The sequence below is a fragment of the Microbacterium sp. genome (assembly GCF_036277215.1).
In the GTDB taxonomy this organism is placed as follows: Bacteria; Actinomycetota; Actinomycetes; order Actinomycetales; family Microbacteriaceae; genus Microbacterium.
On sequence record NZ_DASUNI010000082.1, the window covers coordinates 1 to 25,666 of the forward strand.

Consider the following 25,666-nt stretch of genomic DNA (forward strand, 5'->3'; position numbering starts at 1 on the left):
GCGCAGCGCGTCGACCAGCTCGTCGGTGGTGTGCGCCTCGATCATGCGGTCGGGCATTCCGCCGGTGCGCAGAGTGGTCAGCTGCGCGAGCGGGATCGGGGGGACGTCGGGCATCGGCTAGGGCAGGCGGACCAGAACGTGCGCCTTGACGAGCACCGTGGTCTCACCGTGCGTCACGGTGAGGTCGACGCGCGCGCCTCGGGCGTCGATCGCGCCGACCTTCGCGACGATCCGCAGCTCCGCACCGGATTCGGGGTCGACGACGACGGGGTTCTTGAAGCGGACGCCGTACTCGAGGATCCGGCCCGCGTCGCCGAGCCACGGCACTATCGTCTCCACTGCCAGGCCCATCGTGAGCATGCCGTGCGCCAGCACGCCCGGCAGGCCTACGGCGCTCGCGACGTGGTCGCTGAAGTGAATCGGGTTGAAGTCGCCGGATGCTCCGGCGTACCGCACGAGGGACGCGCGGGTCAGGTGGACCGAACGCTCCGCGACGATGTCGCCGACCGCGGTCATCCCTCCTCCCCGACCAGAAGAATGGATGTCGCGGTGACCACGTGCTCGCCCGCGGAATCCCGGATCTCAGCCTCGCTCGTGACCATGGCATTGCCGCCGATGGTGCGAACCCCTGTGACGGAGAGGATGCCGGTCAGTTCGTCCCCGGCGACGATGGGGCGCGAGTAGGTGAAACGCTGCTCCGCATGCAGTACCCGCGCGAGCTCGATGCCCGAATCCGGTTCGGCGAGCAGTTGCTGCAACGTATGGTCCTGCACGATCATCGCGAACGTCGGCGGGGCGACGACGTCGGCGTACCCGAGCGCGCGGGCCGCGGCGGGATCGACATGCTGCGGATCGTCCGCGAAGACGGCGCGAGCGAACTCGCGCACCTTCTCGCGGCCGACAAGGTAGGGCGCTGTGGGGGGGAAGGCGCGCCCGACGAGCTCGGGGTTCACTGGCACCGTGCCATCCTACCGAGCAGCGCTGTGCGACCGACGGTCACCGGCGGCGGGCTCGTACCGTGCGCACCGCCAGCTGCACGGCGATGAAGGTGAGGAACAGCGCGAACAGCACATTCCCCCAGAACGGGTCGACGAGGGTGGCGATCCACGCACCGAGCGCCGTCGTCGTACAGGCGGCAACGCCGATGAGCGCGGCGGCCCGGAGATCCACGTTGCCGCGCCGGACGTTTCCGACCGTCCCCGAGACGGCGGTGGGGATCATCATCAACAGCGACGTGCCCTTGGCGACCAGGTCGCTGGCGCCGAACAGGAGCATGAGCGCGGGCACCACGACGATGCCCCCGCCGACGCCGATGAGGCCCGCCACGATCCCCGTCGCGACGCCCAGCACGACGAGTCCCGCGATCGACAGGAACGTCAACGGTAGCCCGGCTTCACGCGACGGGATGACGATGAACAGGCTGACGATGACCGCGACGAGGAACCCGATGAAGCTCCACCGCAGAGCGAGCAGCGGCACCCGCGGGAGCAGCCAGGTGCCGATCTGCGCCCCGACGACCGCGCCTGCGGCCAGTATCAACCCGGGGATCCACGCCACCGAGTCATTGATCGCGTAGGAGATCACGCCCACCGTCGCAGTGGGCACGATCGCCGCGAGCGACGTGCCTGCGGCCAGCCGCTGGTCGAAGCTCAGGATCAGAACCAGCAGCGGCACGATGACGGTTCCGCCGCCGACGCCGAACAGCCCGGAGAGGAGCCCTGCGAGCAGGCCGATGCCGAGGCAGGCGAGGATGAACTTCGCGCCGCGGGGCGCATCGGTTTCGGGCACGGGCCTAGTCTGCCCGTTCCGGGCGCGGCGTATCCGCCGCCGCCCGTACTGCTGCCGGCAGCGCAGCCACGACGCGGTCGAGCTCGAGGTCGGTGTGGGCTGCGGAGAGGAACCATGCCTCGAACACACTGGGCGGAAGACTCACGCCCTGCTCCAGCATCGCCGTGAAGAACGGACCGTAGCGCCACGCGTCCTGCGCCTTGGCGTCGTCGTAGTTGCGGACCACGCCCCCGCGGAAGGCGAGGGAGAAGAGGCTCCCCGCGCGCGAGACGGTGGATTCGAGGCCTTCGGCCGCGAACGCGTCCTCCACCGCCGCCGACAGTCGCGCAGACGACCGGTCGATGCGCTCGTACACGGCGGCATCGGCGCCGCGGAGAGTCGCGAGTCCCGCCGCGACGGCCAGCGGATTGCCGCTGAGCGTGCCGGCCTGGTACACCGGGCCGACGGGTGCGAGCAGGTCCATGACCTCGCCGCGTCCCGCAACGGCCGCCAGCGGAAGGCCGCCGCCCACCACCTTGCCGAACGTCACGAGGTCGGGGATCCACGGATCGCCCTCGCCCTGCGCGGTCTCCAGACCCCACCATCCGGCGGGGCCGACCCGAAAGCCGGTCAGCACCTCGTCGAGGATCAGGAGCGCACCCTCCCGAACGGTGAGCTGCGACAGCGCCCGGTTGAAACCGGGCTCCGGCACCAGCACTCCGGCGTTCGCTCCGGCCGATTCCGTGATGATCGCGGCGACCCGGCCGGGATGAGCGGCGAACGTCGCCTCGACGGCCGCGAGGTCGTTGTACGGCAGCACGATGGTCAGGGCCGCCACATCGGCGGGCACGCCGGCCGACCCGGGCAGGCCGAGCGTGGCCACACCCGAGCCCGACTCCGCGAGCAGGCCGTCGGAGTGCCCGTGATAGTGGCCGGCGAACTTGATCACGAGGTCGCGCCCGGTCGCTCCGCGCGCGAGGCGCACGGCGGTCATGGTCGCCTCGGTGCCCGTCGAGACGAGGCGGACGCTGTCGAACAGCCGGGTGCCGTTCACCGTGGTGCGCTCCCGCAGCAGTTCGGCGAGCTCCGCTTCGCCCGGCGTGGTCGCGCCGAAGGACAGTCCACGGGTCGCGGCATCCTGCACGGCCTTCACGACATCGGGGTGGGCGTGGCCGAGCAATGCGGGACCCCACGAGCCGACGAGGTCGACGTACTCGCGGCCCTCGACATCCGTGACGTACGGGCCGCGGGCCGACACGAGGAACCGCGGGGTACCGCCGACCGAGCGGAAGGCGCGGACGGGCGAGTTGACCCCGCCGGGGATGACCGCGCGGGCGCGCGCGAACTCGGTCTCGTTGCTCACGCTCGGTTCCCTTCGCGGATCAGACGCGCCGCCTCGACGGCCCAGTAGGTGAGGATCGCGTCGGCACCCGCCCGCCGGATCGCGACGAGCGACTCGAGCACGGCCCGCTCGCGGTCGATCCAGCCGTTCGCGGCTGCCGCTTCGATCATCGAGTACTCGCCGCTGACCTGATACGCCCACACCGGAACGGGGGATGCCGCGGCCACCCGCGCCAGCACGTCGAGATAGAGCGAGGCGGGCTTGACCATCACGATATCGGCGCCCTCGTCGATGTCGATGGCCGCCTCCCGCGCGCCCTCGCGGGAGTTGGCCGGGTCGAGCTGATAGGTGCGCCGGTCGCCTTCGAGCGAGGACTGGACGGCCTCGCGGAACGGGCCGTAGAGCGCGGAGGCGTACTTGGCGGCGTAGCCGAGGATGGCGGCATTCTGGTGGCCGTTCGCGTCGAGCACGTCACGCACCGCCCGCACCTGGCCGTCCATCATGCCCGACAGTCCGAGCAGCGCGGAGCCGGCGGACGCCTGTGCGAGCGCCATCGACCGGTACCGTTCGAGGCTGGCGTCGTTGTCGACGCGGCCCGCGCCGTCCAGGACGCCGCAGTGCCCGTGATCGGTGAATTCGTCCAGGCACAGATCGGTCTGCACCACCAGCGCGTCGCCGGCCTCGGCGACGGCGACCCGGGTCGCCACGTTGAGGATCCCATCCGGGTCGTCCGCGCCGGAGCCGATCGCATCCTTGTGCTCCGGAACGCCGAACAGCATCACGCCGCCGACGCCCGCCTGTGCGGCTTCGGCGACCGCGACCTTGAGCGAGTCGAGGGTGTGCTGCACGACGCCGGGCATGGAGGAGATGGGCACGGGCTCGCGCACGCCCTCACGCACGAACATCGGCAGCACCAGCTCGGCGGTGTGCAGCCGATTCTGTGCGACCAGCCGCCGCCAGGCCTCGGTGCCTCGCGTGCGGCGGGGACGGATGTCGGGCACCGGCCCGCCGAATGCGCTCATGGCTGCGTTCTCCCGTGCGTTCATCGTGCACCGCCGAGCGGTGCGAGCGCGGCCGCACCGCGATCCAACATCGACGCCGCGACCCGGTCGGCGAGATCGAGGGCCCCCCGGACGGAGTCGACAGGCTCGGTGTCGACGACCGTGATCTCGCTCGTCCCGTCCGGGGAGTACACGGTCGCGGTCAGCCAGAGCACGCCGCCGTCGACGGAGGCGTGCGCGGCGATGGGCGCCGAGCAGCCGGCCTCGAGCCGCGCGAGCACGCCGCGCTCTGCGGCGGCGGCCGTACGCGTCGCAGGGTGGTCCACCCAGTCGACGCGCTCGGAGAGCGAGGCCGAGGCGTCTTCGCGGATCTCCAGGGCGAGGGCGCCCTGCGCGGGCGCGGTGGGCCACGTCTCGATCGGCAGCAGTTCGGAGGCCTCGCCGAGCCGCCCGAGCCGCTCCAAGCCGGCGGCCGCGAGCACCAGGCCGTCGACCCGACGGTCGTCGTCGGGATCGTAGAGCCGTCCCAGGCGCGTGTCGACGTTGCCGCGGATGCCGACGACCTCGAGGTCGGGCCGTGCCGCCAGCAGCTGTGCCCGCCGCCGCGGTGAACCGGTTCCGACGCGCGCACCGGCGGCCAGGCGGGCGAGCGTCACCCCATCGCGCGTGGCTAGCGCGTCGCGGGGGTCCGCTCGAACAGGCACGGCGGCGAGCCGGATGCCGTCGGCCGGCGCGGTAGGAAGGTCTTTGTAGGAGTGCACGATGAGGTCGACCTCGCCGGCCAGCAGCGCATCGCGCAGCGCGGAGACGAACACCCCCGTGCCGCCCATCGAAGCCAGTGGCGCGGTGGATCGGTCGCCCTCCGAGCTGATCGTGACCAGCTCGGAGGCGCCGAGCTGCGCGGCGACTGCGGAGGTCTGCGCGACGGCGAGCGCGCTCGCGCGCGTGCCGACGCGGATGGATGCTCCCGGCTTGAACAGCGCGGTCACGGCGCCACCCCGGAGACGGCCGGCTTGAAACCGGCGCGGACGTTCTCGCAGCATCCCGGTCGGCACACGTCGAACCAGGGCCCGAGCGGAGTCAGGTGCGGACGCTCCGCCGCCGGCGTCCCCTCGCAGCGCTCGACGACGAGATCCACGAGACCGCTCACGAACGCACGGTCGACGCCCGGTGTCGGCGTGCGAACGGCGCGGATACCGGCGGCCTGAGCGGCGTCCATCGCCTCGGTGTCCAGATCCCAGAGCACCTCCATGTGGTCGCTGACGAATCCGAGCGGCACGATGACGACGGCCTCGACGCCCCGCGCGGGCAGACCGGCGATCACATCGCCGACGTCGGGTTCGAGCCACGGCTGCGTCGGCGGTCCGGAGCGGGACTGGTAGACCAGCTCCCAGCCGGTGTCGACCGCAGCGGGTACCTCCTCGACGACGTTCCCCATCACGACGCCGGCAACGGCCTCGTGCTGGGCGGCATACGCCCCGCCCGCACCGAAGTCGCGGTCGCGGGGCCCGGATCGCTCGGCGTCGGCGGTCGGGATGCTGTGCGTCGAGAACAGCACGCGGATGGCGCTCGCGGGAACGCCCTCGTCGACCAGGTTCCGCACAGCCGAGGTCACGCCCTCCGTGAAGGCGGATACGAAACCCGGGTGGTCGAAGAACTGCCGCACCTTGTCGATCGTCACGGTGCCGCCGAGGGCGGTCGCGTCGAGAACCCGCGCGAGGTCCTCCCGGTACTGACGGCAGCTGGAGTAGGAGCTGTACGCGCTGGTGGCGATGGCGAGCAGCGTGGTGCGGCCGTCCGCCGCGGCATCCTGAACCGCCTCCTCGAGGTACGGCGCCCAGTTGCGGTTGCCCCAGTACACCGGCAGGTCGATGCCCCGCACCGCGAGCTCGGCCTCGATCGCCGCCTTGAGCGCACGATTCTGCGCGTTGATGGGGCTGACTCCTCCGAAGTGGCGGTAATGCTGGGCCACCTCTTCGAGCCTTTCGTCCGGGATGCCGCGACCGCGCGTGACATTGCGCAGGAACGGGATCACGTCCTCCTGCCCCTCGGGGCCGCCGAACCCCGCGAGCAGGATGCCGTCATACGCGACCGGGGTCTCCACGTGCGGCAGTCCGGACGACGCGGCCGGACTGGCCGCGAGCACAACGGGTTCGGTTTCGATCATGCGAGCACGTCCTCCAGCTCGTCCAGGCCGATCAGCCTTCCCGTGAAGAACGGGATCTCCTCCCGCACGTGGCGGCGCGCCTCGGTGGCCCGGAGGTGGCGCATCAGATCGACCAGGTCGATCGGGTCGTCGGCCTCGAGCGCGAGGATCCACTCGTAGTCGCCGAGCGCGAATGCCGCAACGGTGTTCGGCTGAACCTGCGGGTAGTCGCGGCCCATCCGGCCGTGCTCCCCCAGCATTCCGCGACGCTCGTCCTCGGGAAGGATGTACCAGTCCAGGCTGCGCACGAAGGGGTAGACAGTCACCCAGGACTTGGGCGGGAGCCCGCGCATGAACGACGGTGCGTGGTCACGGGTGAATTCGGCGTCGCGGTGCACGCCGAGGGCGTTCCACCGCGGGGTGAGCTCTGCGAGCGGCGCCGCACGCCGCAGCGAGCGCAGTGCTGCCTGCAGTCGCTGGGCGTCGTCGCCGGTCAGCCACAGCATGACGTCGGCGTCCGCACGCAGGCCGGACACGTCATAGATGCCGCGCAGGCTCACTCCCGACTCGGCGAGCGCGTCGATGGCGATGGACAGCGTCGAGGTGTCGGTGCCTGCCGGGCGGAAACCGGCCGGGCAGGCGAACACCGCCCACAGGGCGTAGCCGACTCGGGCCTGCGTGTCGTTCGTCATCGTCATCCTTCCGCGCCGCCCGAGCGGGCGGCTCTCACATTCGCACTGAGTCGCTCAGCCGTCGCCCTCGCCGCGGGCACGATCGAAGCGAGACCGGTGACGGAAGCCGCCTCCCCGACGGCATCCAGCCCGGCCGCGACCGGCTGTGCTTGGAGGGTGCGCGTCCACGTGCGCACATCGAGCTGGAGGAGCCCGTCGATCGGAACCCCGGTGATCGCTCGCAGGTCGGCGGCGACCGTCTGCTCGGGATCATCGGGTGTCTCATCGTACGAGAGCCGCACGATGTGCCGGTGCGCCGGCAGGTTGTCCGCGAGCCACTGCCACTTCGCCGTCGAGTGCGTCAGCGCGCGTGCGCTCATTCCGCGGACTCCGTCCGCGATCAGGGCACCGGTCCCGCGCGGAGCGCTGTGGAGCCCGGCCGCGTCGACGGCAGCGGTGGCCACCGTGATCGTCCGCTCCCGCACTGCGGCACCCGCCGACGCCGCCGCCGCACTCACGACGTGCCCGCGCACGCGGTCGCCTCCGGCGAGCCACACGCCGGCCTCGTCCGCTCGCGCTACGCGGGCTCTGAGCACGATCTGCGCGCCCGCGGACTCGGCCGCTTCGGCCAGTGTCGTGGCGAGCAGGTGCATCCCGCCGCGCAGACCCGCGACCTGCGATCCGGCCGGGCCGGCAGCGCGCAGTCGCGCCACCGCCGCGCCGAGCGAGCCGGCCTCGCGCAGGGCGTCGCGCATGCCCGGAGAGGCGCGGTCGAGAGGGAGCGCATCCGGCGCCATGGAGTAGACCCCCCGGACGACCGGCGCCACGAGCTGCCTCAGCACACCCGACCCCATGCGACGCCGCACGAGCGAGCCGACCGACGGGTAGGACTCCGGACGCCGCAGCGGCAGGACCGCGTCGAGTCGGGCGCGCCACGCGGCGACCGGACCGATGGCGCGTACGACGTCCGGCGCGCGAGGGTCCGCCGGGATGCCGAGGAGGCTCGCGGCGGGCAGCGGTCGAGCGCGCCCGCCCCGGCCGATGAGCCAGGCCGGAGACTCGCGCGGGCGGACAAGATCGTGTGCGAGTCCGAGTTCGGTCGCCAGTGCCGCGACCGCTCCGCCCCGCGTGGCGAACGACTCGGCCGCCGAGTCGACGTCGATCCCGGCGATGCGCACCGAGGCGAGCTGACCGCCGATGCGGTCGGACGCTTCGAAGACCGTCACCGGCATGCCGGCTCGCGCGACCTCCCGCGCCACGATCAGACCCGCGACTCCCGCGCCGATCACGATGATCCGCGCGGGCGATTGCGATGCCGACGGCATCGATGGCTGGATCATGTCAGGCCGGGACGCCGACCGAGGCTTCGTGGACGAGGTTCACGATGCGCGTCAGCACGTCCGGGTCGGTCTCGGGCGGAACGCCGTGACCGAGGTTGACCACGTGTGCCGGAGCGGCACGGCCCCGCTCCATCACGTCGAGCACGTGTGCGCGCAGCACGTCCCACGGCGCGGTCAGCAGCGCCGGATCGATGTTGCCCTGCACGACCACGTCGCCGCCGAGCCTTCGTGAGGCCTCGTCGAGCGGGATGCGCCAGTCGACGCCGACGGCATCCGCACCGATGCCGGCCATCAGATCCAGCACGTCTCCGCTGCCGACCCCGAAGTGGATGATCGGCATGTCCAGCCCGCGGAGGGCGGACAGGGTCCGGCGGGAGTGCGGCGCGACGCGACGCTGATAGTCCGACCGCGACAGCGAGCCGACCCACGAGTCGAAGAGCTGGACTGCACTGGCGCCGGCCTCCACCTGCGCGCGCAGGAAGGCGCCCGAGACGTCGGCGCACCAGTTGAGCAGCTGAGCCCACGCCGACGGGTCCGACACCATCAGGCTGCGAGCGCGCAGCTGGTCTTTCGAGGGTCCGCCTTCGACGAGGTACGACGCGAGCGTGAACGGCGCACCCGCGAACCCGACCAGCGGAGTGCTTCCAAGCTCGGCGACGGTGCGCGCCACGCCCTCCCTGATGGGTGCGAGCGCATCCGGGTCGATCGGGCGCAGACGCAGGATGTCGGAGGCCGAGCGGATCGGCGAGTCGAGCACGGGGCCGCGGCCCGCGACGATCTCGACCGGCACGCCGGCCAGCCGCAAGGGGATCACGATGTCGCTGAAGAACACCGCGGCGTCGACGCTGTGCCGCCGGACCGGCTGGAGCGTGATCTCGCTGGCGAGCTCGGGGTCGAGGCAGGCGTCGAGCATCGCCGTTCCCACGCGCAGCGCGCGGTACTCGGGAAGGCTGCGTCCGGCCTGCCGCATGAACCAGACCGGCGTGCGTTCGGGACGCTGACCGCGCAGCGCTGTGATCAGCGCCGAATCAGCGGTCCGACCGTCACGGAGAGGGTGCGACGCGGGGGAAGACATATGGTCCATCCTCCCACCGCTCGCGAGCCGCGCGGTCGCGGCGGTCATCCCCGCCGGAACTCGCGAACAGCCTTCGACGCGGTACCCCCTGACTGTTCCGTACCATGGAGGGGTGCTCCTCTGCGTTTCCGTGTCTCACCGGACAGCCGATTTCGATCTGCTCGGTCGCCTCTCCGAGGCTGTGACCGCGAGCGCTGCGACGACCCTTCTCGCCGACGGACGGGCTCGCGGCGCCGTCCTGGTCTCGACGTGCAACCGGGTCGAGGCCTATCTCGATGTGCCGCACGGCGCCGACAGCAGCGTCGCGGAAGCGACGCTGCGCACGCTCGCAGGCGCCGCCGAGCTGCCGCGCGATGCCCTGAGCGGCCGAGCCGATGTGCTTGTCGGTGCGCCCGCCCTGCACCATCTGTTCGCGGTGACCTCCGGCCTCGAGTCGGTCGCTCTCGGCGAAGAGGAGATCGCGGGTCAGGTTCGCCGCGCATACGAGTCGGCTCGCGAGACCAGGGCCACCACGCCCGAGCTGGACACGGCGTTCCAGCGGGCCGCAAAGGTCTCCCGCGACGTGCGGGCGGCGACGTCGCTCGGGCAGGCGGGTCGGTCGCTGGTGCAGTTCGCCCTTCAGCTCGCAGGCACTCGACTCACCGATTGGCGGCGCACGCGCGCACTGATCGTCGGGACGGGCAATTACGCGGCGACGACCGTCGCGAGCCTCCGCAATCTCGGCGTCTCCGAGCTCGCCGTGTATTCGCTCACCGGCCGTGCCGAGAAGTTCGCCGAGCGGTACGGCGTACGCGCCGAAGACGAGCTGCGAGCGGCGATCGCGTCCGCCGAGGTCGTGATCACGTGCACGAACAGGTACTCCGTGACCGTCGACGACATCCCCGACACGGCGCGCCGGACGATCATCGACCTCGGCCTGCCGCGGAACGTCGACCCGGCCGTGGGGAGGCTGCCGGGCGTCGAGCTGATGGATCTCGAGCTCATCGCCACCCACGCGAGGCTGCCGAAACTGGCGCCCGACGCGACGGCTCGTGAACTCGTCTCGTCCGCTGCAGAAGCCTTCGCCGCCGAACAGGCAGCGGCGCCCGCCATCGTCGCGCTCCGTAGCCACGTCTTCGACGCCCTGGACAGCGAGCTGGCTCGGCTCTCGTCGAAGTCCGCCTCACCCGAGCAGACCGCCGCCGTCACCGAGGCACTTCGCCACTTCGCCGGAGCTCTGCTGCACGATCCCACGCAGCGCGCCCGCGCTCTGGCCGCGGGCGGCCGCGTCGGTCATTTCGAGGCCGGTCTGGCAGCGGTCTTCGGCATCGAGCCGGTGTCACTGGGTGGCTCGGTCACACCGCTCCGCCGGCCGATGGACGATTCGGACTCGTCGGCCGAGACCGGACGGGCCTGATCCGGTCACTGCGCGGGCGGTGCCTGGTAGGACTGGTCGATCGCCCAGCCGTCGCCTGAGGGGACCACGATGTAGATGTAGCGGTCTACAACCGGCGTGGCGACCTCGGTCGGGTTGCCTTCGGCGTCGAAGAAGGAGTCGTAAGTCTCCGTAGTCTGAACCGTGACCTGGTCGTCGTCCTGCTGGACGGCGTTCACGGTGACCTCGTAATTCTGGACGGAGTCGATGAATCCCTGCGAAGCCGCGGCGAATGTCTCGCAGTCCGTGAGGGGCGGCTGGAGGGCCGCGCGGTTGCCCTCAGTCGTCGCCGCGAAGAACTTGTCGCAGTCGTTCTCCCGCCACGCTTCGTCGTACAGCTCGACGGCCGCCACCGCGGCATCCTCCTCGGCGTTGGACGCGCCGAACAGGCCGATCAGAACCGGGATCAGGATCGTGGCGAGGATCACGAGGCCGAGCAGCACGATGCCGGCCAGGACCCAGATGATCCAAAGCCGCGACTTCTTCGGCTCGGTGGCCGCGATGAACGCTCCGGACGGAGCGGGACCGCCCTGGAAGCCCCCGGGATAACCCGGCGGCGCGGACGGGCTCGAACCGCCCTCCGGCGCGGTGACGCCGAAGGATGCCGCGGGCGATGCCACTCCGACGTCGGTCGCCCACTCCGGGCCGGACGCGGCGGCGGCGGACTTGTCGGCCGCGCCGGAAGCCTCAGATGCACCGGCCGGCGCGAAGAGCGAGTCGATGGATTCGGCCGGGTCGTCGTACGCGGACGGCTGCGCCGCCTCGGGCGCGGCCGGCTCGAGGTCGGAGTCCGCGGACTCGTCGTTCACGTCGGATTCGGCATCCGGCGTCTGCACGTGCTCGGTCCACTGCGTGCCGTCCCACCATCTCAGGGCTCCGCGCCCGTCGTCGTACCAGCCGGGTGGTCTCGTGCTCATGCGATCGTCCCTCTCGCGCGGAGACCTTCGTACTCCGGCCGCGATTCGAGCTTATCCGAGCACTTCCGGGCGCCGTTTCGTCCTTCCGGGATGAGGCGCGCCGCGCCTGCGAGCCGATAGCGTGACGCGCAAATGGACATCTTCGGCATCAACCTTCCCGCGAGCCTGCTTGCTCTGGGGCACATCGTCATCGTCATCGCGGCCCTGATCGTCATCCCGAAGCGGCGCAAACCGACGGCCGCGATGGCATGGCTGCTGGCGATCATCCTGCTGCCGTACGTCGGCGTTCTGCTGTTCCTGCTGATCGGCAGCTTCCGACTTCCGAAGAAGCGGCGCGACGAGCAGGCGAGGATCAACGCGCTCATCACCGAGCGGGTCGCCGGTCGCAACGAGCCTGAGGAGGCGGCGCAGTGGCCGGTGTGGTTCCAGCGGGTCGTGGACCAGAACCTGAGGCTCACCTCGCTGCCCGCCGTCGGGGGCAACAGCGCGACGCTCCTCGGCGACTACACCGCATCGATCGACGCGATGGCGGCCGAAATCGACACCGCGACCACGTTCGTGCACGTCGAGTTCTTCATCGTCGCGTGGGATGACACGACTCGGGGGTTCTTCTCCGCGATGGAGCGCGCCGTGGCTCGCGGGGTGACGGTGCGGCTCCTGGCCGACCACCTGCCGTCCGCCAAGATCCCCGGCAGCAAGGAGACCTTCGCCGAGCTGGACCGCATCGGAGTGAAGTGGTCGTGGATGTTGCCCGTCATGCCGTTGAAGGGCAAGTACCAGCGGCCCGATCTGCGCAACCACCGCAAGCTCGTGGTGGTGGACGGCCGCGTCGGATTCATGGGATCGCAGAATCTCATCGCCCGCACTTACGATTCGCCGAAGAACATCAAGCGCGGCCTTCAGTGGCAGGAGCTCATGACGCGCCTGACAGGTCCGGTGGTGGCATCCGTCAATGCGGTCTTCCTCTCGGACTGGCTGATCGAGACCGGAGAGCTGCTCCTGGACACCGAGCACGTGCCCGCCGACGAGCTGAGCCGCACCACGTCCGCCGACGCGCTCGTCTGCCAGGTGGTTCCGAGCGGACCGGCATACGCGACCGAGAACAACCTGCGGATGTTCCTGTCGCTCATCTACGGTGCGACGGAGAAGGTCATCATCACGAGTCCGTACTTCGTCCCCGATGAGGCGATGGTCTACGCGATCACGACGGCGTGCCAGCGGGGACTCGAGGTTCAGCTGTTCGTCTCGGAGATCGGCGATCAGGGCCTCGTCTACCACGCACAGCGCTCGTACTACAGCGACCTGCTCGAGGCCGGCGTCCGGATCTTCCTGTATCCCGCGCCGTACATCCTCCACGCCAAGCACCTCTCGGTCGACGACGACATCGCCTTCATCGGGTCGAGCAACATGGACATCCGATCGTTCAGCCTCAACGCCGAGTCCTCCCTCCTGGTCCGCGGCGAGTCCTTCGTCGCCGGAATGCGTGCGGTCGAGCAGGGTTACCGGGATGCCGGCCGCGAGCTCACCCTCGAGGAATGGCGTCGAGAGCCGGGCAAGGCGACGTTCTTCGACGGCCTCGCGCGGCTGACTTCGGCCCTGAACTGATCCGGGAGAAGTCACCCCGCCCGCATGATGCGAGTGTCAGGCGACGATCGGTACGTTGAGCCCAATCATCGGCCGCACCTCGCCGCCATCGAAAGAAAAGAGCTGATCGAAGTGAACTTTTGGGAATTCCTGCTGTGGATCTTCTGGATCTACATCCTCATCGCGTGCATCTGGATCTTCATCACCATCATCATCGACATCTTCCGCGACCACTCGCTGAGCGGCTGGGCCAAAGCACTGTGGATCATCTTCCTGATCTTCCTTCCGTTCCTGGCGGCGATCATCTACCTGATCGCGCGCGGCAAGAGCATGACGGAGCGGCGCATCGCGGAGTCCCGGCAGGCTCAGGAGGAGGCCAACAACTACATCCGGCAGGTCGCCGGTTCGTCGTCGTCCCCGACTGCCGAGATCGAGTCGGCGAAGAAGCTCCTGGACTCCGGCGCGATCACCCAGGCGGAGTTCGACTCGCTCAAGGCCAAGGCGCTCGCGAGCTGACCTGCATCCGGAGCCCCCGCGGTCTCATCACGAGATCGCGGGGGCTCCGCCGTGCTTATCGGGGCCCCGCCCCAAACCCCCGGCTTGCTGACGCGCGCCTACTCGAACCCGAATACGGGAGGGAACAGGATCATCACGATCAGCGCCCACGCCAGATAGACCGGCAGGTAGCGCATCTGCCACTTCTCGAGTTGCTCGGGTCGAGCGGTGCCGCGCAGGATGCCGAGGAGCAGGTACGCCGACCATGCGAGGTTGACGAGCAGGATGACGTTCAGCCCGAGCGAGGCGATCTTGTTCGCGCTGACACCGAACGCTCCGATTCTCGCGACCATTGCGATCAACACGAGAAGGTCCACGACCAGAGCGCTCGAGACCATCAACAGCTGGAGTCGCTCGAACCAGCCCGGTTTGCTCTCGGGGCTGCGCGCCGACAGCGAATAGAGCAGCAGTCCGAGGACGACCACCAGGACCACGTCGAAGATGATCAGCAGATCGCGGCTCGTCCCGAGCAGGTCGCGCTGGATCAGGGCCGCGACCACGAACGCGAGCAGCATCGCGGTGAACAGCGGTGTGAACAGCTTCGTCAGCACCGGCGCGATGTTCTCGATGACACTCTGCTTGGCCTCGACCAGCCCCGCCGCGACGATCACGGCTCCGGCCGCACCGCACGGGATGATCCACTCCTCCACGACCGCGCCGGCATCCAACCCGATCGCACCGAAGACGCCCACCGTCAACGCAACCAGAACGGCTCCGCCCAGTGCGATCAGCGTGTAGTAGACGACCCACTCCCCCGTGAACCGCACGAAGTCCATGCGGACGGCGTCCGAGCGCCACTGTCCCCCCGCGTAGGCGAGCCCGACCGCGAGCCAGAGGACCACCAGCGCGTGTCCCGCCGCAAGGGATACCGTCATCCCCTGTGGCATGAACGGATAGACATTCAAGATGACGGCCGTCAGAGCGAACGCGGCGGCGACGGCGATCATCATTGCGGCGGGAATGCGTCGGGTCCAGGCGAAGTACGCCGCGAGGAACGGCAGCACGAGGACACCGGCGTTGAGCAGGTAGAACTCCGGATCGCCCGAGAAGGTCACACCGAAAAGCGCCGGCGCCTTGAAAGCGAGGGCAGCTCCGACCGCCAGCGTCGAGATGACCAGCAACGGTCGCGTTCGGCGCGTCGGAGTCGGCGTGTCGTCGATGACCAGCTGCTTCCACAGCCGGTCGGCGTGCTCTCGGGCGTACTCGCGCGAGACCTCGTCAAGGCTGCCGATCCGCTTGATGGCGACGAAGAACGCCTCCTCCTCGCTCAAACCCGACCCGACCAGATCGTCGACCTGATCGCGCAGATGGCCTTCGAGTTCATCGACATCCGCGCCCGTGACCGCACGCCTACGGTGCAGATACTCCGTCCAAGACGCGATCTGAGCGTCGAGTGCCGACTCCTTCTCAGCCATCGTCATGCCCTGACCGGGCTGGCGACCAGTCGTCGCGTCGAATCGGAGGGCGGCATCCACACCTTCTCCAGTGCACTGCTGACCGCGGCCCACTGCCGACGCTGCTCGGCGAGCACCGAGCGCCCGTCGTTGCTCAGGAGGTAGTGCTTGCGGCGGCGGCCGCTGGGCGAGGCGTGCCAGGCGGACTCGACGTAGCCGAGCCGCTCCAGTCGGTGCAGCAGGGGATACAGCATTCCGTCGCTCCACGACAGCTCGCCCTCGGAGAGCTGTTCCACGCGCTGCAGGATCGCGTAGCCGTACGACTCGCCCTCGGCGAGGATGCCGAGAACCAGCGGGGTGGCCGCTGCCGCGACCAGATCCTTGCCGATGTGCATCGAATTCCTCCGGTGATACCTAGAACTGCAAGGTACATAGAACCACAAGGTATCCGGCGGCGCCAGAGTGCGTCGTGCAGTCCGTCTCGCGGAGACTCAGTCGTCGATGCCCCAGAATGGTCCGCGCAATCCCGCCTCTCGGAAGTAGGCGGCCGCGGAGCCGGGATCGCGGCGGTCGTACGGCGAGTCGAGGCGCCCCTCGTACCAGCCTCGAGCGAGTCGCCACAGTGTCATGAGCGACATCACGTAGCCACGCGCGTTGCCGGTCCGGCCGAGCCAGTCGGTCACGCACTCTTCCGAACAGAAGATGAGCTGGTTCTCGCATGCGTGCGCGGCATCGGGCCAGATGTCGTGCACCGGCACCAGGAAGTGCGCCACCTGCTCGCCCTCCGGCGGCGACTGGTTCGTCACGACCCACGCGTGGGCAGTCCCGCACGCCGGGCAGGTCGTTGCGACGAGCACCTCGGATGCCCCGGGAACGAGATGCGGGATCGCGAACGCATCCCATGCGCATCCTCCCCACCAGAGCGTCTCGGGCCCCATGACCGAGAATCCGAACGAACGGGTGGCGAACGGATGGGCCATCTCGACCTCTCCGTCACGAAGGACGAGGTGCCGGGCGTCGGCCAGCTCCGCGAGGTCACCTTGCAGGTCGGCATCCGCGACACCGAGGTCGCGGGGCATGTCAGCCGCCGCCGGGATCCGCCCCGTCGCGGCGAGCTCACGGTAGATCGCGAGACGGAGTCGCTCCGCCGATTCCGAGAGGGCCATGAGTACCGCCTTCGCACAGATCGAGCCTGATACTAGCCTTCAGCCATGATCGACGGTCGACAGGATGCCGTGCAGTACACGCCGCGGACCGATCCGACGGTGATCGACGACCTGCGACGTCGACTGCGAGCGACGCGATGGCCGGATGCGCCGGAAGGCTCGGGATGGTCGCTCGGCACCGACGCCCGGTACCTCCGCGAGCTCACCGAATACTGGGCGGACGGTTTCGACTGGTCCGCACAGGAGTCCGTCGTGGCGCGGCTGCGGCATTTCCGCATCGAACTCGAAGGAATCGGCATCCATTTCGTCCATGAGCGCGCCGCTGGCGGGCCGGCGATGCCGCTCCTGCTGAACCACGGATGGCCGGACTCGTTCTGGCGGTACCTCAAGGTGATTCCCCTGTTGACCGATCCCGGCGCGCACGGCGGCGATCCGGCCGACGCGTTCGACGTGATCGTGCCCGACATGCCCGGATTCGGCGCCTCCGACCCGCCGCACGAGCCCCTGGACTCGATCGGCGTCGCCCGACTGTGGTCGCAGCTGATGACTCACCTGGATTACGAGCGTTTCGGCACGGCCGGCGGAGACATCGGCAGCCATGTCAGCCGATATCTCGCACTGGACTTTCCCGACCGAGTGGTCGCCGTGCACCGCATGGACGCCGGGCTGCCCGTTCACACCGGCGATCGGTCGGACTTGACGGCTGCGGAGCTCACATGGCGCGACAGCTGGCCCGCTTGGGCCGCAGCCGAAGGTGCGTATGCGGCGATCCACCGCACCAAGCCCCAGACGGTCGCGTTCGGGCTCACCGACTCACCCGTCGGCCTCGCAGCGTGGATCGTCGAGAAGCTGCGATCGTGGAGCGACTGCGACGGCGACATCGAGAGCTGCTTCACCAAGGATGAGATCCTGACGCTCCTCACCCAGGCGTGGGCGAGCGGCAACGTCGCGTCGTCCATGCGGATGTATCACGCGAACGCGAAGATCGCTCCCGAGCAGCTCGCCCGGCGGGTGGAGGTGCCGTCCGGATTCTCGATCTTCCGCGGCGACATGCTCCGGCCGCCGCGAGCGTGGCTCGAGCGGACCACGAACCTCGTCCGTGCGACCGAGCCGGAGCGCGGCGGTCACTTCGCGCCGTTCGAGCAGCCCCAGCTGTACGCCCAGGAACTGCGCGAGTTCTTCCGTCCCTATCGGGACTCCGCTCGGTGAGAGCGCGCACGAGGGCCGGCCGGGACGTGAGGTCCGGCCGGCCCGGGTCGCTGCTCTAGCGGAATGTGTCCTTCACGTCTTCGCCGACCTTCTTGACCTTGGCTTCCGCCTGGTCCTTGTCGCCTTCGGCTTCGAGGCGCTCGTTGTCGGTGGCCTTGCCCACGGCTTCCTTGCCCTTGCCGGCGAGGTCCTGAGCGGCATTCTTGATCTTGTCGTCCATGCCCATGGTCGTCTCCTTCATGATCGGCGCGCCACATGTTCTGCGCGACTCTGGATCGATTCCACGCCCGTGCGGCTGCCCGAACAAGGGGTTGACGGATCCGCCGGCGAGTGCCACACGCCGCGGATCCTCGGCGGGCAGACCCGTTGACCCGCGCCCTGCCCCGTAATAGACAGAGGGCATGACAGGCGACATCGCAACGGCGTCGATCAGGGTGGAAGCCACGCCGGACGAGGTGTGGGAGGCGCTCACCGATCCGGACCGGATCAAGGAGTACTACTTCGGCACGACGGTGACCACCGACTGGGCGGTGGGCAGTCCGATCACGTGGGCCGGCGAGTACGAGGGGAAATCGTACGAGGATCATGGCGAGATCCTCGAGGTCCGGCGTCCTCGACTGCTGCGGCACACGCACTTCAGTCCCCTCGGCGGCAAACCGGACGCTCCCGCGAATCACCACACCCTCACCTACACGCTCACCGAAGTGGGGGACGCCACCCAGGTCACGCTTCAACAGGACAACAACGACAGCGCGGAGGCGGCCGAACACTCCGCCGACAACTGGCGGACCATGCTCGAGGGGCTCAAAGCGGCCGTCGAGAAGCGCGGGGATGCGCCGTCGGACCGCCTCCCGAGTACCGGATAGACCATCCCTCGCCTTGCGGGCTGAGGTCGCCATCTCGGCGCTACCTCCAACCGGACAGCTAGTCCTCCTTTCTTCCCAAGTCAACCCCGTATGCGGCGTGCGATGCACCGCCGTACGGTCGTGCCGTCTCTTGGACAGAAAGGCGACGATGATGTCGAACAATCCGTTCCCGGTCTCGGGACGCGACGACGGCACGCTCGATCCGGCGGACCCGACCAAGAGGATCGACGGTCATCGCGTACTCGATCCGGACGCCGACGACGACCTCGTGGACTCCGCGGAAGCCGATCGCCTCGCGGCCGGCGCTGACGACGGCGACGAAGATCGGTGATTCACCGGACGGGGGTCCGCGCGTCTTCGTGCGCGTATGGACAGCGGGCCCCTCTCCGGAGTTCGATACGTCCCGGCAAATCACCGGGAACCCTCGCAGGGCGCTTGTCAACCCCCGCGCGGTCGGCGCACACTCAGAGGGAGAGTTCATCCTGAGGGTGCCCTCGCCGCGCACCAGCTGATCAAAGGAGATGAGTGCGGTGAGAAACAATCGGACGCACTACCGGGTGGAGGATCGACCTCCCTGGCTGGACCCCGTTGCAACACAGGAACTGCGCGACGACGCCGACGACTTCGAGGACGAACTGATCGCCGAGATGCGGCGACAGGGCAAGATCGAAGAACTGTAGGTCGGGCACATGGCTGACACTTCGCAGCGATTCGTCCTCCAGAGACTCGGCGGTAGGAACTGGGTGATCCGCGACCACGGTCGTCGGCGTGACGCCTCGGACGTCATCGCGCAGATCGCCCTGACCGACGACGACGATTTCGAAGTCGCCTGGGTCGACTACATACCGCTTCCCGCGCGCTATTCGACCCCCGAGGACGCGGTCGCCGACCTGCAGGTCTGGAAGGACCGTCAACGCGGGAGCACGAAGCCCGTGCCGATCCCCCACTTCCCGCCGGCCGGCCGCCAGCGGTAGAAAAGATCAGCCGCTTATCTCCGCGACCGCCGCGGTGAGTTCGGCCGGAAGCTCACGGGCGAGAAAGCCGAGGCCCACGCGCTCGGTCAGCCGGTCGCCCGCGCGGGCGTGCGTCCAGCTTCCCCAGACGGCCGCGCGGGACGCCTCCACGCCGCGTGCGGCGAACCCGCTGATCGCTCCCGCCAGCACGTCGCCGCTGCCGGACGTTCCCAGCCCGGCGCCTCCCTCTTTCACCTGCCAGGTGGCTCCGTCGGCCGTCGCGACGAGGCCGTAGCAGTTCACGACCGCCTCGAAACGCTCCGCGATCGCCACCATGTCCGCGGCGGGATCACCTTCGTCCACCTCGCGGCCGAGGAGGATCGCGGCCTCTTCCTGGTTCGGATTGAGGATGAGCGCCTCAGGAAGCTCCCTGCGGGCGACATCGGGCAGGATGCCGAGCGCGAACGCATCCAGGATGAGGCAGCGGATCTTCGCCTCCGCAACGGCGAGGAGCGTGGCACGCGTCTCGTCGGGATCGTCGAATCCGGGGCCGACCAGCACGGCATCCGCTGCTTCGAGCCCGTCGATCAGATCCTGGGCGAGCGAATCGGACGCACGCGGCGGCAGAGCGAAGACCGCCGCCTCGGGAATCACAACACCGAGCTGAGCCTCGATCGATCCGGGCACCATCAGGCCGAGGCGCCCGGCGCCCACACGCAGAGTGGCTTCCCCGGCGAGCAGAACCGCGCCAGGCGACCGCCGAGAGCCGCCGACGACGATCACTTGACCGCGCGCTTTCTTCGAATCACCCGGATCGGGCAGGCCCCACGCCCGCAGAAGGTCAGGAGTCACCGGCTCACTCGGGTTCGACATCGGGGCCTCCCGGATGCACGGTGACGGGCGCACCCTCACGTTGCAGGTGCCCCACCTCCGAGAATTGCGCCAACCGCCAGCCCTCATCGCTGCGGACGATGTGGGTCACGGATGCGTTGAGAACGGTGTTCGCCGCCGCGAACTCGAGGAGCTCCGACTCCTCCATCGGCAGCAGCAAGTAGAGGAACAGCATCACCACCGCGTCGTGCGCCACGATCAATCCGGTGCTGCCCGGCGTGTTCAGCGCATCATGCAGGAAGGAACGCAGTCGCAGCGCGACATCCGCCCAGGACTCCCCGCCGGGAGGGCGGTGGTAGAACTTGCCCAGATGGCGTCGGCGTTCCGCTTCCGCCGGCTGGTATCGGGCGACGCCGTGCGTGGTCAGCAGATCCAGCACGCCCAGCTCGCGATCGCGGAGGCGTTCGTCAACGGTGGCGGTCGATGCGGACCCGCTCCCGGCGAGCGCCATCGCCAGCGTCTGCCGTGCTCGCAGGTACGGCGACACCCAGAACATGTCGATCGGGTCATCGTGGTTGCCCATCCACGTGCCGAGCGCGTCGGCCTGCTCCTCGCCGATTGCCGACAGCGGCACGTCGGCGTCACGGATGTCGATCGGGATCCGGTCCAGTCCCTCGAGCTCGGCCCTCGAGGCCGCCGAGTTCGCAATACTCTCGCCGTGTCGGACCAGCCACAGTTCGGTGAGCGCCATCCCGTCAGGCTATGACCTCGCACGCCGGCGGGGAACCTCTTGACATCCGGACCTGCCAGACGATCGGCCGCGGTACCCAGCGCCGATGGGCAACGCGCGCGCGAACCCCGCAGCGCTGAAGCGCCGACCTCGACGTGCGGATCCGTCGTCTGCGCCCATCCGCGGAGATCAACCCCAGCCGCGCGGAGCACACCGAGTTCGACAGCGGCTGACCGGCGTTCCCGCGGCGTCGCGTGCGAGAGCCTGCCGACCGCCACCCGCTGCTGGGGGGATCTTGGCGGGTGACAGTCGGCGGCGTGCCCCGGGTGGGCGAGGTGCTAGATGACCTCGTCCCAGTTGACGTCATACGAGGCGTAATGACCGACCCTCTGGCCCGAAAGCGCCGGGGCGGGGAGCACCCTGAGCGCGTGGGTTCGGGACAGGATCGACAGGATCGTGTCGACCTCGAGGAGATCGTCCCCGGGGAGCTCTTCGGACGTGACGACGGTGTCGATGAGCCAGCCGATCCGGATCTGGACTCTCTGCACAGACCCGTCGTCGGCGACGAACGGGATGTTCACCACGTCCAGCATTCGGGCGCGGGCGAGTGCGAGTGCGTATTCCGTCACCGCATCGGCAATCTCCGCTCCGGTCGCGAAGGAGCCGTGCGAGGTGTGGATGGTCTTCATGCCGGAACCCCCGCTCGGTTCATCGAGCGCCACCGGGGTCCGGGGTGACGCAGCCATGCTAACCCCAATGGGCGTTAACCGACAGGGGTGTTACAGACTGATCGAGCGATCCACCAGGCTCGAGGCGACGAGGCTGAGCCGCATCTGGTGCGCTCGTGCGTAGTCGCGCATCAGATCGAACGCCTCGTCGATCGGGATTCCGCGGACCTGGGAGACGACGCCCTTCGCCTGCTCGATGACCACTCGGCTGTTCAGCGCCGCCTGCAGCTGCGAGCTGAGCAGCTCGCTCTCGCGAAGCGATCGCTCGTGCAGGATCCCGATCGTGGCGACGTCGGCGAATGCCTGAGCCGCCACGACATCCTCGGCGGGGGCGGGCCCCACGGTCGTTCGCATGAGGTTCAGCGTTCCGATGGTCACGTCGCGCAGTCGGAGGGGGAGCGCGTCCACGGAATGGAACCCCTGACCGAGTGCGCTGCCCCGGAACTCCGCCCATTCCGGAGGCGACTCGGCGATATCGGGCACCTCGATCGCACGGCCCGTGCGGAAGCTCTCCACACACGGCCCCGCCTCGGCGCTCAGCTGCATCATCTCCACGAGCATGCTCGCCTCGCTCGTGGAGGCCACCACTTCGAGCTGTCCGCGGGAGTCAGCGAGCAGGATTCCGGCGGCCGACATCTCGAGGACGTCGCGACAGGTGTCGACGAGGAACTGCAGCAGCTCGACGAGGTCGTAGTCGTCGACGAGGGTGTCCGCGAGCGTTGCGAAAGTCTGCAGCAGTCTCGCCTCGCGGGTCATCTGGTTCATCGATCCACCTCGATTCGTCCTGCTCGGCGGGAGAACCGGAGCCGGCCTCCGATGATCTCCTGGGCGACCTCCATCATCGGTCTGCCGGCTGCGAAGGCGTGTCCCTCGATCACGAGCAGCGCATCATCCGCGCTCACATTGATCTGCGCCAGCACCATCCCGGTGGCCTGATGCACCAGTCGGCGTGAGAACGCGCTCCCGCTGTCATCCGGCTCGATCCCCACCGAGGCGATCGCGCGCCGCAGGACGTGTCTGCTGACGACATCCGCCATCGCGGTGGCGTGCCGCGTCTGGGTGTCATCGAGAAGCACCCGATCGATCGAATACAGGTCGATCGCCCCGAACCGGAGCGGGCCGACGCCCAGCGGGAAGGCGAAGACCGAGCTGACCCCCTCCGAGGCGAGTGAATCGGAGAAGGAGGGCCATCGCGTACGCCCGCTCCCGGCGATGTCGGGTTGCAGCACCGGTTTGCCCGTGGTCATCGCATCCCAGCAGGGGCCCTCGCCGAGATCGAACTGCAGCTCGTCGAGCCGCGCCGCCTGGGTGCTGCTTGCGGCCAGCGTCTCGCTGCCCATCACTTCGCCGAGGGTCGAGACCGCCGCACCCGAGACCGGGAAGACGTTTCTGAAGACTTCGCAGAAGGCGCGCGGCGGGTCGGGAGCCCGGTCCACCTCTCCCAATGCGGCAGCGAAGAAATCAGCCATGGGATGCCATCCATCTCATCAATAAGACGCTACTCCTGTCGCCCGTTCTCCGGACGTGACCTGCTGTGTTTCCGCGCCGAAATGGGCTGCATCTCGCGCTACGACGCGGGTACCGTGGCGAGCATGGACGGCTTCGCGGCAGTCGACTTCGAGTTCGCGCGCCAGGCGCTCCAGCGCGGCATCGCAGCCCTGTATCTCGTCGCGTTCGTGTCGTCGTTGAACCAGTTCCGACCGCTGCTGGGCGAGCACGGTCTGCTGCCCGCTCCGGAACTGCTCGACTGGGCGCTTTCGACGCGGTCACGGCGCCGGATGCTGCGGCCGACCGTCTTCCGCTGGATCACATACTCAGACCGCGCGCTGGCGGCGCTCTGCTGGTTCGGCATCGTGCTGTCTGTTGCTCTCGTTGCCGGGCTGCCGCAGCTGAGCGTGCCGTGGGTGCCGATGGCGTGCTTCCTCCTGTTGTGGCTCGGCTACATGTCGATCTCCAGCATCGGACAGACGTTCTACGGCTTCGGCTGGGAGATGCTGCTTCTGGAGGCGGGATTCCTCGCCGCCCTTCTCGGGTCGGACGACCAGCCGCCCCCGACCGTGGTCCTCGTGCTGTTCTGGTGGCTGCTGTTCCGGCTCGAGTTCGGCGCGGGCATGATCAAGATCCGGGGCGGTCGGGAGTGGCGTGACCTCACGGCACTGACGTACCACCACGAGACGCAGCCGATGCCGGGTCCGCTCAGCAGACAGGCACACCTGCTTCCGCGCTGGTTCCACAAGCTCGAGGTGATCGGCAACCACTTCGCCCAGCTGATCGTGCCCTTCTTCCTCTTTGCGCCGATCCTCGGCCTGTGGGTGCCGGGGCCGGCGCCGGCGATCGTCGGCGCGATCGCGGCGGCGATCGTGATCGCTACTCAGGTGTGGCTGGTCCTCACGGGCAATTTCGCCTGGCTCAACTGGGCGACGATCGTGCTCGCCTTCTCTGCGATCGGCCTGCCCGGAATCGGCGCCGAATCCGCGGCTGCGGCATCCGACCCGCCCTGGCTGATCGACGGTCTGCCGGTGGCATGGCTGATCGTCACGTCAGCGGTCGGCTTCGTCTACGTCGTCATCAGCTGGCCGGCGCTGCGCAACCTCTTCGCACACCGGCAGCTGATGAACGCCAGTTTCAACCGGTGGCAGCTCGCGAATGCATACGGAGCCTTCGGAACGGTCACGAAGGAGCGGATCGAGTACGTCGTGGAGGGCACCACCGACGATGACCCGGATGCCGCCACCTGGCAGGAGTACGAGTTCAAGGGCAAGCCCGGTGATCTGCACCGCATCCCCCGTCAGTTCGCGCCGTACCACCTGCGCCTCGACTGGCTGATGTGGTTCCTGCCGCTCGGCGCGCCGTTGCACGAGTGGTTCACGACCTTCCTGGCCCGGCTGCTGGAGGCCGACCGGCCGACCTTGGCGCTGCTGCGGCACGACCCGTTCGGCGGCGAGCGGCCGCGGTGGGTGCGCGCGGTGTCGTACCGCTATCGGTTCGCGACGCGTGCGGAGTATCGCGCCGACCGAGTGCGCTGGGTGCGCGACCGTCGCCGCATCCTGATCGGTCCGGCGGGCCTGCGCCGGTGACGTGGCTGCTGACTGCCACACGAACGGCGCCGCGACAACCCCTGCAGACCTGATGCCGGGGGCCCCTAGCCTGGCTCTTGGGCGGAGAAGCAGGCGGGAGCGGCTTATGTCACGGAATGTCAGGCGGCTGGCGTGCAGCCCGGAAGACGTGTTCGCGGTGCTGGCGGACGGATGGCTCTATCCGGCGTGGGTGGTGGGGGCGTCGCGCATGCGGGCGGTCGACTCGGGCTGGCCGCAGACCGGCACCCGGGTGCACCACTCCTTCGGCGTCTGGCCGATGCTGATCGACGACGTCACGGTGAGCCTTCGGTGGGATCCGCCGCACCGGATGGTCATGCAGGCGCGGGGCTGGCCCATCGGAGAGGCCCGCGTGACACTCGACGTCCGCGCGCAGGGCCCGAACGCCTGCCTGGTGCGCCTGCAGGAGGAGGCGGTGACCGGTCCCGCGCTGCTCATCCCGTCGCCGATCCGCGACCTGCTGCTGCACTGGCGCAACACCGAGACCCTGCAGCGCCTCGCGTACCTCGCGGAGGGCATGCGGAACGGATCCGCGAGTGCGGGCGGCGAGTTCGGTGAGAGCCCCGACATCGAGACGAGAACGGACGACGCACCGCCGCCGGGTGCGGTCGGCTCGTGAGCGCGCGCCGACGGCGATCCGCCACCGACGCCGTCGTCGTGGGTTCGGGACCGAACGGACTGGCCGCCGCAGTCACGCTCGCGCGCGCCGGCGTGCGCGTGACGGTGTTCGAACGGGCCGCGACGCCGGGCGGCGGATCGGCGAGTGCCGAGCTGACGCTCCCCGGGTTCGTGCACGATGTGTGCTCGGCGATCCACCCGCTCGGCATCGCCTCGCCGGCGATGCGGGGGCTGTCGCTCGATCGCCACGGTCTGCGTTGGATC

General features: G+C 69.3%; 31 protein-coding genes and 1 pseudogene. 11 read left to right on the forward strand and 21 right to left on the reverse strand.

Annotated elements, in window-relative coordinates:
* The 11 genes and pseudogenes from VFX99_RS03965 to hemE form a co-directional block, all read right to left on the reverse strand.
* A pseudogene (locus VFX99_RS03965) lies at positions 1–114 on the reverse strand (UDP-N-acetylenolpyruvoylglucosamine reductase); the annotation flags it as partial.
* 3 nt (positions 115–117) lie between these two features.
* Positions 118–516, reverse strand: a complete 399-nt coding sequence (locus VFX99_RS03970; protein WP_329665020.1) for a MaoC/PaaZ C-terminal domain-containing protein — start codon at positions 514–516, stop codon at positions 118–120.
* A complete protein-coding gene (locus VFX99_RS03975) occupies positions 513–959 on the reverse strand; it encodes an FAS1-like dehydratase domain-containing protein (protein ID WP_329665021.1) in 447 nt (148 codons plus the stop codon). Before VFX99_RS03975 ends, VFX99_RS03970 begins: the two co-directional genes overlap by 4 nt.
* 37 nt (positions 960–996) lie before the next feature.
* Positions 997–1,788, reverse strand: coding sequence for a sulfite exporter TauE/SafE family protein (locus tag VFX99_RS03980; protein WP_329665022.1), 792 nt, complete (start codon positions 1,786–1,788; stop codon positions 997–999).
* Between the two features lie 4 nt (positions 1,789–1,792).
* Positions 1,793–3,130 carry a glutamate-1-semialdehyde 2,1-aminomutase gene (hemL, locus tag VFX99_RS03985; RefSeq protein ID WP_329665023.1) on the reverse strand — a complete coding sequence of 446 codons (1,338 nt, stop codon included), beginning with the start codon at positions 3,128–3,130 and terminating at the stop codon, positions 1,793–1,795.
* The gene (hemB, locus tag VFX99_RS03990) at positions 3,127–4,131 is read right to left on the reverse strand and encodes a porphobilinogen synthase (protein WP_329665024.1); all 1,005 of its coding nucleotides are present in this window, start codon (positions 4,129–4,131) and stop codon (positions 3,127–3,129) included. The genes hemL and hemB overlap by 4 nt, the downstream gene beginning before the upstream one ends.
* 20 nt (positions 4,132–4,151) lie before the next feature.
* Positions 4,152–5,099 carry a hydroxymethylbilane synthase gene (gene hemC, locus VFX99_RS03995; protein ID WP_329665025.1) on the reverse strand — a complete coding sequence of 316 codons (948 nt, stop codon included), beginning with the start codon at positions 5,097–5,099 and terminating at the stop codon, positions 4,152–4,154.
* Complete coding sequence (locus VFX99_RS04000) at positions 5,096–6,277, reverse strand: ferrochelatase (protein ID WP_329665026.1); 1,182 nt, start codon at positions 6,275–6,277, stop codon at positions 5,096–5,098. The genes hemC and VFX99_RS04000 overlap by 4 nt, the downstream gene beginning before the upstream one ends.
* Positions 6,274–6,948 carry a hydrogen peroxide-dependent heme synthase gene (gene hemQ, locus VFX99_RS04005; protein WP_329665027.1) on the reverse strand — a complete coding sequence of 225 codons (675 nt, stop codon included), beginning with the start codon at positions 6,946–6,948 and terminating at the stop codon, positions 6,274–6,276. The genes VFX99_RS04000 and hemQ overlap by 4 nt, the downstream gene beginning before the upstream one ends.
* A 2-nt stretch (positions 6,949–6,950) precedes the next feature.
* Positions 6,951–8,267: a protoporphyrinogen/coproporphyrinogen oxidase gene (locus VFX99_RS04010; protein WP_329665028.1), complete on the reverse strand. Its 1,317-nt coding sequence runs from the start codon at positions 8,265–8,267 to the stop codon at positions 6,951–6,953.
* A 1-nt stretch (position 8,268) separates the two neighbouring features.
* A complete protein-coding gene (hemE, locus tag VFX99_RS04015; protein WP_329665029.1) occupies positions 8,269–9,342 on the reverse strand; it encodes a uroporphyrinogen decarboxylase in 1,074 nt (357 codons plus the stop codon).
* A 130-nt stretch (positions 9,343–9,472) separates the two neighbouring features.
* Between hemE and VFX99_RS04020 the strand changes: the two genes are divergently transcribed.
* Entirely contained in the window at positions 9,473–10,738 is a 1,266-nt protein-coding gene (locus VFX99_RS04020; RefSeq protein ID WP_414684314.1) for a glutamyl-tRNA reductase, read from the forward strand.
* Positions 10,739–10,743: 5 nt separating this feature from the next.
* Here VFX99_RS04020 and VFX99_RS04025 read toward each other — a convergent pair whose 3' ends face one another.
* Complete coding sequence (locus VFX99_RS04025; protein ID WP_329665031.1) at positions 10,744–11,673, reverse strand: DUF2510 domain-containing protein; 930 nt, start codon at positions 11,671–11,673, stop codon at positions 10,744–10,746.
* A 132-nt stretch (positions 11,674–11,805) separates the two neighbouring features.
* Between VFX99_RS04025 and cls the strand changes: the two genes are divergently transcribed.
* Positions 11,806–13,278: a cardiolipin synthase gene (gene cls, locus VFX99_RS04030; RefSeq protein WP_329665032.1), complete on the forward strand. Its 1,473-nt coding sequence runs from the start codon at positions 11,806–11,808 to the stop codon at positions 13,276–13,278.
* Positions 13,279–13,389: 111 nt separating this feature from the next.
* Positions 13,390–13,773, forward strand: a complete 384-nt coding sequence (locus VFX99_RS04035) for an SHOCT domain-containing protein (RefSeq protein ID WP_329665033.1) — start codon at positions 13,390–13,392, stop codon at positions 13,771–13,773.
* 98 nt (positions 13,774–13,871) lie between these two features.
* Here the strand turns inward: VFX99_RS04035 and VFX99_RS04040 are convergent, their stop codons facing one another.
* From VFX99_RS04040 to merB, 3 genes are all read right to left on the reverse strand, one after another.
* Complete coding sequence (locus tag VFX99_RS04040) at positions 13,872–15,227, reverse strand: permease prefix domain 1-containing protein (RefSeq protein ID WP_329665034.1); 1,356 nt, start codon at positions 15,225–15,227, stop codon at positions 13,872–13,874.
* A 2-nt stretch (positions 15,228–15,229) separates the two neighbouring features.
* A complete protein-coding gene (locus VFX99_RS04045; RefSeq protein WP_329665035.1) occupies positions 15,230–15,601 on the reverse strand; it encodes a PadR family transcriptional regulator in 372 nt (123 codons plus the stop codon).
* A 96-nt stretch (positions 15,602–15,697) separates the two neighbouring features.
* Positions 15,698–16,372 (reverse strand): organomercurial lyase, encoded by a 675-nt coding sequence (merB, locus tag VFX99_RS04050; RefSeq protein WP_329665036.1) that lies wholly within the window; start codon positions 16,370–16,372, stop codon positions 15,698–15,700.
* Between the two features lie 45 nt (positions 16,373–16,417).
* Here merB and VFX99_RS04055 point away from each other — a divergent pair, with 45 nt between their 5' ends.
* Complete coding sequence (locus VFX99_RS04055; protein ID WP_329665037.1) at positions 16,418–17,581, forward strand: epoxide hydrolase family protein; 1,164 nt, start codon at positions 16,418–16,420, stop codon at positions 17,579–17,581.
* Between the two features lie 55 nt (positions 17,582–17,636).
* Here VFX99_RS04055 and VFX99_RS04060 read toward each other — a convergent pair whose 3' ends face one another.
* On the reverse strand, positions 17,637–17,807 hold the full coding sequence (locus VFX99_RS04060; protein WP_329665038.1) for a CsbD family protein: 171 nt from the start codon (positions 17,805–17,807) through the stop codon (positions 17,637–17,639).
* A gap of 175 nt (positions 17,808–17,982) precedes the next feature.
* Here VFX99_RS04060 and VFX99_RS04065 point away from each other — a divergent pair, with 175 nt between their 5' ends.
* The 4 genes from VFX99_RS04065 to VFX99_RS04080 all read left to right on the forward strand — a co-directional run bounded on the left by VFX99_RS04065 (position 17,983) and on the right by VFX99_RS04080 (position 19,421).
* Positions 17,983–18,447, forward strand: a complete 465-nt coding sequence (locus VFX99_RS04065; protein WP_329665039.1) for an SRPBCC domain-containing protein — start codon at positions 17,983–17,985, stop codon at positions 18,445–18,447.
* Between the two features lie 151 nt (positions 18,448–18,598).
* The gene (locus VFX99_RS04070; protein WP_329665040.1) at positions 18,599–18,778 is read left to right on the forward strand and encodes a hypothetical protein; all 180 of its coding nucleotides are present in this window, start codon (positions 18,599–18,601) and stop codon (positions 18,776–18,778) included.
* Positions 18,779–18,977: 199 nt separating this feature from the next.
* Positions 18,978–19,127 carry a hypothetical protein gene (locus VFX99_RS04075; RefSeq protein ID WP_329665041.1) on the forward strand — a complete coding sequence of 50 codons (150 nt, stop codon included), beginning with the start codon at positions 18,978–18,980 and terminating at the stop codon, positions 19,125–19,127.
* 9 nt (positions 19,128–19,136) lie between these two features.
* Positions 19,137–19,421 carry a hypothetical protein gene (locus VFX99_RS04080; protein WP_329665042.1) on the forward strand — a complete coding sequence of 95 codons (285 nt, stop codon included), beginning with the start codon at positions 19,137–19,139 and terminating at the stop codon, positions 19,419–19,421.
* Between the two features lie 6 nt (positions 19,422–19,427).
* Here the strand turns inward: VFX99_RS04080 and VFX99_RS04085 are convergent, their stop codons facing one another.
* From VFX99_RS04085 to VFX99_RS04105, 5 genes are all read right to left on the reverse strand, one after another.
* Positions 19,428–20,252 (reverse strand): ADP/ATP-dependent (S)-NAD(P)H-hydrate dehydratase, encoded by an 825-nt coding sequence (locus VFX99_RS04085; RefSeq protein ID WP_329665043.1) that lies wholly within the window; start codon positions 20,250–20,252, stop codon positions 19,428–19,430.
* A gap of 4 nt (positions 20,253–20,256) precedes the next feature.
* On the reverse strand, positions 20,257–20,982 hold the full coding sequence (locus VFX99_RS04090; protein WP_329665044.1) for a histidine phosphatase family protein: 726 nt from the start codon (positions 20,980–20,982) through the stop codon (positions 20,257–20,259).
* 317 nt (positions 20,983–21,299) lie between these two features.
* Positions 21,300–21,650, reverse strand: a complete 351-nt coding sequence (locus VFX99_RS04095) for a hypothetical protein (RefSeq protein WP_329665045.1) — start codon at positions 21,648–21,650, stop codon at positions 21,300–21,302.
* A gap of 90 nt (positions 21,651–21,740) precedes the next feature.
* Positions 21,741–22,454, reverse strand: a complete 714-nt coding sequence (locus VFX99_RS04100) for a GAF and ANTAR domain-containing protein (protein ID WP_329665046.1) — start codon at positions 22,452–22,454, stop codon at positions 21,741–21,743.
* Positions 22,451–23,158 (reverse strand): GAF and ANTAR domain-containing protein, encoded by a 708-nt coding sequence (locus VFX99_RS04105; RefSeq protein ID WP_329665047.1) that lies wholly within the window; start codon positions 23,156–23,158, stop codon positions 22,451–22,453. Before VFX99_RS04105 ends, VFX99_RS04100 begins: the two co-directional genes overlap by 4 nt.
* A 123-nt stretch (positions 23,159–23,281) precedes the next feature.
* Between VFX99_RS04105 and VFX99_RS04110 the strand changes: the two genes are divergently transcribed.
* From VFX99_RS04110 to VFX99_RS04120, 3 genes are all read left to right on the forward strand, one after another.
* Positions 23,282–24,766, forward strand: coding sequence for a lipase maturation factor family protein (locus VFX99_RS04110; protein WP_329665048.1), 1,485 nt, complete (start codon positions 23,282–23,284; stop codon positions 24,764–24,766).
* A 106-nt stretch (positions 24,767–24,872) separates the two neighbouring features.
* Positions 24,873–25,403 (forward strand): SRPBCC family protein, encoded by a 531-nt coding sequence (locus VFX99_RS04115; protein WP_329665049.1) that lies wholly within the window; start codon positions 24,873–24,875, stop codon positions 25,401–25,403.
* Positions 25,400–25,666 (forward strand): FAD-dependent oxidoreductase (locus tag VFX99_RS04120; protein WP_329665050.1); only part of this gene is annotated, 267 nt, incomplete at its 3' end. The genes VFX99_RS04115 and VFX99_RS04120, both read left to right, overlap by 4 nt.

Excerpts from the sequence above, each read along its gene's own strand:
- VFX99_RS03970 (WP_329665020.1), bottom strand. The coding sequence starts at position 516 with ATGACCGCGGTCGGCGACATCGTCGCGGAGCGTTCGGTCCACCTGACC.
- hemB (WP_329665024.1), bottom strand. The coding sequence starts at position 4,131 with ATGAGCGCATTCGGCGGGCCGGTGCCCGACATCCGTCCCCGCCGCACG.
- VFX99_RS04000 (WP_329665026.1), bottom strand. The coding sequence starts at position 6,277 with ATGATCGAAACCGAACCCGTTGTGCTCGCGGCCAGTCCGGCCGCGTCG.
- hemQ (WP_329665027.1), bottom strand. The coding sequence starts at position 6,948 with ATGACGAACGACACGCAGGCCCGAGTCGGCTACGCCCTGTGGGCGGTG.
- VFX99_RS04010 (WP_329665028.1), bottom strand. The coding sequence starts at position 8,267 with ATGATCCAGCCATCGATGCCGTCGGCATCGCAATCGCCCGCGCGGATC.
- hemE (WP_329665029.1), bottom strand. The coding sequence starts at position 9,342 with ATGTCTTCCCCCGCGTCGCACCCTCTCCGTGACGGTCGGACCGCTGAT.
- VFX99_RS04025 (WP_329665031.1), bottom strand. The coding sequence starts at position 11,673 with ATGAGCACGAGACCACCCGGCTGGTACGACGACGGGCGCGGAGCCCTG.
- cls (WP_329665032.1), top strand. The coding sequence starts at position 11,806 with ATGGACATCTTCGGCATCAACCTTCCCGCGAGCCTGCTTGCTCTGGGG.
- VFX99_RS04040 (WP_329665034.1), bottom strand. The coding sequence starts at position 15,227 with ATGGCTGAGAAGGAGTCGGCACTCGACGCTCAGATCGCGTCTTGGACG.
- VFX99_RS04045 (WP_329665035.1), bottom strand. The coding sequence starts at position 15,601 with ATGCACATCGGCAAGGATCTGGTCGCGGCAGCGGCCACCCCGCTGGTT.
- merB (WP_329665036.1), bottom strand. The coding sequence starts at position 16,372 with ATGGCCCTCTCGGAATCGGCGGAGCGACTCCGTCTCGCGATCTACCGT.
- VFX99_RS04055 (WP_329665037.1), top strand. The coding sequence starts at position 16,418 with ATGATCGACGGTCGACAGGATGCCGTGCAGTACACGCCGCGGACCGAT.
- VFX99_RS04060 (WP_329665038.1), bottom strand. The coding sequence starts at position 17,807 with ATGGGCATGGACGACAAGATCAAGAATGCCGCTCAGGACCTCGCCGGC.
- VFX99_RS04065 (WP_329665039.1), top strand. The coding sequence starts at position 17,983 with ATGACAGGCGACATCGCAACGGCGTCGATCAGGGTGGAAGCCACGCCG.
- VFX99_RS04070 (WP_329665040.1), top strand. The coding sequence starts at position 18,599 with ATGTCGAACAATCCGTTCCCGGTCTCGGGACGCGACGACGGCACGCTC.
- VFX99_RS04080 (WP_329665042.1), top strand. The coding sequence starts at position 19,137 with ATGGCTGACACTTCGCAGCGATTCGTCCTCCAGAGACTCGGCGGTAGG.
- VFX99_RS04090 (WP_329665044.1), bottom strand. The coding sequence starts at position 20,982 with ATGGCGCTCACCGAACTGTGGCTGGTCCGACACGGCGAGAGTATTGCG.
- VFX99_RS04095 (WP_329665045.1), bottom strand. The coding sequence starts at position 21,650 with ATGAAGACCATCCACACCTCGCACGGCTCCTTCGCGACCGGAGCGGAG.
- VFX99_RS04100 (WP_329665046.1), bottom strand. The coding sequence starts at position 22,454 with ATGAACCAGATGACCCGCGAGGCGAGACTGCTGCAGACTTTCGCAACG.
- VFX99_RS04105 (WP_329665047.1), bottom strand. The coding sequence starts at position 23,158 with ATGGCTGATTTCTTCGCTGCCGCATTGGGAGAGGTGGACCGGGCTCCC.
- VFX99_RS04110 (WP_329665048.1), top strand. The coding sequence starts at position 23,282 with ATGGACGGCTTCGCGGCAGTCGACTTCGAGTTCGCGCGCCAGGCGCTC.
- VFX99_RS04115 (WP_329665049.1), top strand. The coding sequence starts at position 24,873 with ATGTCACGGAATGTCAGGCGGCTGGCGTGCAGCCCGGAAGACGTGTTC.